General features: G+C 73.7%; 4 protein-coding genes and 1 pseudogene. All 5 read left to right on the top strand.

What is annotated here, in order from left to right; all coding sequences use genetic code 11:
• A pseudogene (locus PKY62_RS12220) lies at positions 1-289 on the top strand (hypothetical protein); the annotation flags it as partial.
• A 45-nt stretch (positions 290-334) separates the two neighbouring features.
• Positions 335-577, top strand: a complete 243-nt coding sequence (csrA, locus tag PKY62_RS12215) for a carbon storage regulator CsrA (RefSeq protein WP_324537349.1) — start codon at positions 335-337, stop codon at positions 575-577.
• A 151-nt stretch (positions 578-728) separates the two neighbouring features.
• On the top strand, positions 729-3,422 hold the full coding sequence (locus tag PKY62_RS12210) for a chemotaxis protein CheA (protein ID WP_324537347.1): 2,694 nt from the start codon (positions 729-731) through the stop codon (positions 3,420-3,422).
• Between the two features lie 2 nt (positions 3,423-3,424).
• Positions 3,425-3,850, top strand: a complete 426-nt coding sequence (locus PKY62_RS12205) for a chemotaxis protein CheW (RefSeq protein WP_324537346.1) — start codon at positions 3,425-3,427, stop codon at positions 3,848-3,850.
• A gap of 18 nt (positions 3,851-3,868) precedes the next feature.
• Positions 3,869-4,422: MCP four helix bundle domain-containing protein (locus PKY62_RS12200; protein ID WP_324537344.1), on the top strand; the 554-nt coding region annotated here is incomplete at its 3' end.

Genomic DNA, 4,422 nt, shown 5'->3' with positions numbered 1-4,422 from the left:
CGACTGGGCCGAGGCCGCGGAGCTGCTCGCGGCGCTGCGGCCCGACGAGGCGTGGGCCGCCGTCGACGCGCGGCTCAAGCCCGTCGAGCAGCGGCGCTGGCTGCGTGCGGTGGGGGTCCGGCGGGCGTTCGACGCCGTCGCGGCGTCCTCGACCTTCGAGGCGCAGGCGCCGGGGACCGTGCTCAACCTGGGCTTCCCGGTCGGCTGGGTGGACGGGCTGCCGGCGTCGCCGGTCGTCTGGGCGGCCGTGCTCAGCGAGCGGATGGCCGACGACGCGCGCTGGGACTGAGACAGACCGGGGCCGCCGCGCCCCGGAGCGGATAGTCTCGCGTGCATGCTGGTCCTGAGCCGTCGCGTCGGAGAACGCCTGATCATCGGTGACAACATCGTCATCACCGTGATCGACGTGCGCTCCGACGGCGTGCGGATCGGCATCGACGCCCCGCGTGAGGTGCGCGTCAACCGGGCCGAGGTGCTCGAGGCCGTCCAGCAGGCCAACCTCGAGGCCGCCCGCGCCACCGACGACTCCGCCCTCGAGGCCCTGCGCGCGCTGCGCCCCCCCACCCCCGAGGCCTGAGGACCCGAGCGGGCCCGGGGCGCGTCCACCCCGACGGCCCGACGTGACGTGCGCCCGCTGCCGCGGCATCGCTCACAACCCCCGACCTGCGACCGATGAGGTCGCAGACACGTGACGGGACAGCCGTCACCCGTGGCCGTTGGAGGACGACGTGGAGGACCTGGACGAGATCGTCCACGAGTTCTTGGTGGAGAGCCACGAGAACCTCGACCAGCTGGACTCAGACCTGGTGGCGCTGGAGGGCACGCCCGGTTCCCGGCCGCTGCTCGGCAGCGTGTTCCGGACGATCCACACGATCAAGGGCACGAGCGGGTTCCTGGCGTTCCACAAGCTCGAGCGGCTGACGCACGCCGGCGAGAACCTCCTCGTCGAGCTCCGCGACGGCCGCCGGTCGATGGACCTGCGGACCACGGACGTCCTGCTGCGGATGGTGGACACCGTCCGCGCGCTGCTCGGGGCGATCGAGGCCAACAGCTCGGAGGGGGACGTCGACATCGACCCCGTGGTCGCCGCGCTCCAGGCCGTGCTCGAGGACCGCACCCCGGCAGCCGACCCGGTCGCCGATGCCGCCGCCGCGGCGACGGCGTCCGCGGCAGCAGACACCGCCGCAGCCGAGCTGGCCGAGGCCGAGCGTGCGGCCGTCGAGAGCGCCGCCGCCGAGCGTGCGGCCACGGAGGCCGCAGCGGACGCCGCGGAGGTCGAAGCCGCAGCCGAGGCCGCCGCGGCCGAGGCGGAGCTGGCCGTCCAGGCCCAGGCGACCGAGCTGGTCGCCGAGGTGTCCGAGGCGCTCGCGGCGGAGCCCGAGGCCGAGCTCGTCGTCGCCGCGGCCGCCCCCGTCCGCAAGCGCGCCGTCAAGGCCAAGGTGCGGGTCGCCGCCCCGGTCGCCTCGTCCGGCGCGCCGATCGCCCCGATCACCGGCGCCCCGACCACCGGCGGGCCGCCGCCCGCGGTCCCGGCCGGCCCGTCGGCACCCCACCGCAGTGCAGCACCCGCCACCCCCACCGGGGGCACGACCCAGGAGCAGACCGTGAGCGCACGCCCGGCGGCACCCGCCGGCTCGACCGGCACGACGGCGACGTCCGCCGTCCCGTCCCCGCACCACCCCGCGGAGCTGGGCGGCCCGCCCGCCGACGCACCGGCCGACCCCGTGCCGGAGTCCACCGCGCGGACGGCCGCGGACACCTCGATCAGGGTCGACGTCGACCTGCTGGACGCCCTCATGCGGCAGGTCAGCGAGCTCGTCCTGGCACGCAACGCGATCTCCCGGCTCGCCCAGGGCGGCGACATCGACCTCACGCGGGCCTCCCAGCGCCTGAGCCTCATCGCCTCGGAGCTGCAGGAGGGCGTCATGAAGACGCGCATGCAGCCCATCGAGCACGTCTGGTCCAAGGTGCCACGCATGGTGCGCGACCTCGCCGGCGCATGCGGCCGCCAGGTCCGCCTGGAGATGGTCGGTGGGGACACCGAGCTGGACCGCAGCCTCCTCGAGGCCGTCAAGGACCCGCTGACCCACCTCATCCGCAACGCGATCGACCACGGGATCGAGTCCCCGGCCGATCGGATCGCGCTGGGCAAGCCGGCGCAGGGCACCCTGAGCCTGCGGGCTTACCACGCGGGTGGTCAGGTCGTCGTCGAGGTCACCGACGACGGCAAGGGCATCGACCCCGAGCGCGTCGCGACGAAGGCCGTCCAGGCCGGGGTGCGGACCGCGAGCCAGGTGGCGGCGATGGCCCCGAACGACCTGCTCCAGCTCCTCTTCCTGCCGGGGTTCTCCACGGCGGAGGCCGTGACCAACGTGTCCGGCCGCGGTGTGGGGATGGACGTCGTCCGGACCAAGATCGAGGGGATCGGCGGCACCGTCGACATCGACTCGACCATCGGCCGCGGCACCACGTGGCGCCTGCGCATCCCGCTGACCCTGGCGATCATGCCGGCCGTCACCGTCGAGTGCGCCGGGGCCACCTACGCGATCCCGCAGGTCAGCCTGCTCGAGCTGGTGGCGCTGGACGCCGAGTCCGCGTCGAGCTCCATCGAGTACGTGGGTGCCGCGCCCGTCTACCGGCTGCGCGGCGACCTGCTCCCGCTGGTCGACCTGCGCTCGGTCTTCGGCTCGGCGACCCGCGCCGAGAGCCGCTCGGTCATCGCCGTCCTGCAGGCCGACACCGTCCGCTTCGGGCTGCTCGTCGACAACGTGCTCAACACCGAGGAGATCGTCGTCAAGCCGCTCTCCGCACGGCTCAAGGCGATCGGGCTGTTTGCCGGCGCGACGCTCATGGGCGACGGCCGGGTGGCCCTCATCCTCGACGTGCAGGGCCTCGCCCGGCGCAGCCTGTCGGCCGACACCGTCGACCACGCCCGCAACGCCAGGGCCGCAGACGCCGCGGCCCGCGCGGAGACCGTCCAGGTGCTCGTCGCCGGGATCGGGGACGGTCGCCGGGTGGCGATCCCGCTGTCTGCGGTCACGCGCCTCGAGCGGTTCCCGTCCTCCGTGGTGGAGCACGTCGGCTCGCGCGAGGTCATGCAGTACCGCGGCGCGATCACCCCGGTGGTCCGTCTGGACCGCGTGCTCGGCAGCCTGTCCGAGATGGCAGACGAGATCGTGGTCGTCGTGTACTCGCGTGGCGAGCGCAGCGTCGCGATCGTGGTCGACGAGATCGTCGACATCGTCGACGACGAGGCGAGCCACCACAGCGCCCTGGGCGACCACGGCCTGGTCGGCTCGACCGTGCTCAAGGAGCGCGTCACCGAGCTGCTCGACGTGCGGGCGGCCGTCGCCCTCGCGGACCCGACGTTCTTCGACGACGAGACGGTCGCTGCCGTGCTCGGTGACCTGGTGGGGGTGTGACGATGAGCCGACAGCTGGCGACCTTCGTGATCGACGGGGCGCACTACGGCGTCGACGTCGTGCTGGTCCAGGAGGCCCTGCGCTCGCAGGTGCGCACCCTGGTCCCGCTGGCCCCGCCCGGCATCGCCGGGCTGGTCAACCTGCGCGGCGAGGTGGTGCTGAGCGTGGACCTGCGGGTGCGCCTCGGCCTCGTGCCGCTGGCGGACGACGCCGACCCGATGATGGTCGTCGTCCAGGTCGACGGCGAGCCCGTCAGCCTGCTGGTCGACGAGGTCGGCGACGTCGTCGACGTCGAGGAGGACCAGTTCGAGACCCCGCCCGACACGCTCGCCCCCGAGCTCCGTGAGCTCATCGTCGGCGCCTACAAGCTGCCGACCGGCCTGCTCCTCGCCCTCGACGTCGCCCGCGCGACAGCGCAGGCTGCCTGACCCTCCTGGAGATCCCCCATGTCCACCCTCACCCCTCAGCCCGCCCGGCGGCACCTCGTGCGCTCGCTGTCGGTCCGCACGAAGATCCTCGGCATCGTCGCGCTGTTCGCCGTCGCCGGGATCATCAGCGGCCTCGTCGCCATCGCCGGCATGCAGGGACTGGCCGAGAACACGGCCGAGCTCGCGCGCATCCAGGCCGAGGTGTCCGGGCCCGAGCAGACGGTCCACCAGAACCAGCTCAAGGCCCGCATGATCATCGCTCAGATCGCGGCGGCGCCCGACGACGAGAGCAAGGCCATGTGGGTCGCCGAGCAGGTCGAGAACGACGCCGAGCTCGAGGCCGCCGCGGCGGCGTTCGAGGCGAACGCCGGCGCGCTGGCCGATGGCTCGTGGCTCGACTTCCGCGCGAAGTGGGCCGAGTGGGTCCAGGTGCGCGACGAGCAGCTCATGCCGGCCGCCCTGGCCGGTGACGCCGAGGAGTTCGAGCAGCTGCTGCTCGAGGTCGCCGAGCCGGTCAAGGGCGAGTTCGTCGACGCGCTCAACCGCGAGGTGAAGGCAGGGCGGATCAAGGA

This window comes from Actinotalea sp., from assembly GCF_035443605.1.
Classification (GTDB): domain Bacteria; phylum Actinomycetota; class Actinomycetes; order Actinomycetales; family Cellulomonadaceae; genus Actinotalea.
The sequence above is the reverse complement of the archived record's forward strand: the minus strand, read 5'-3'. Positions and strand labels throughout refer to the sequence as shown.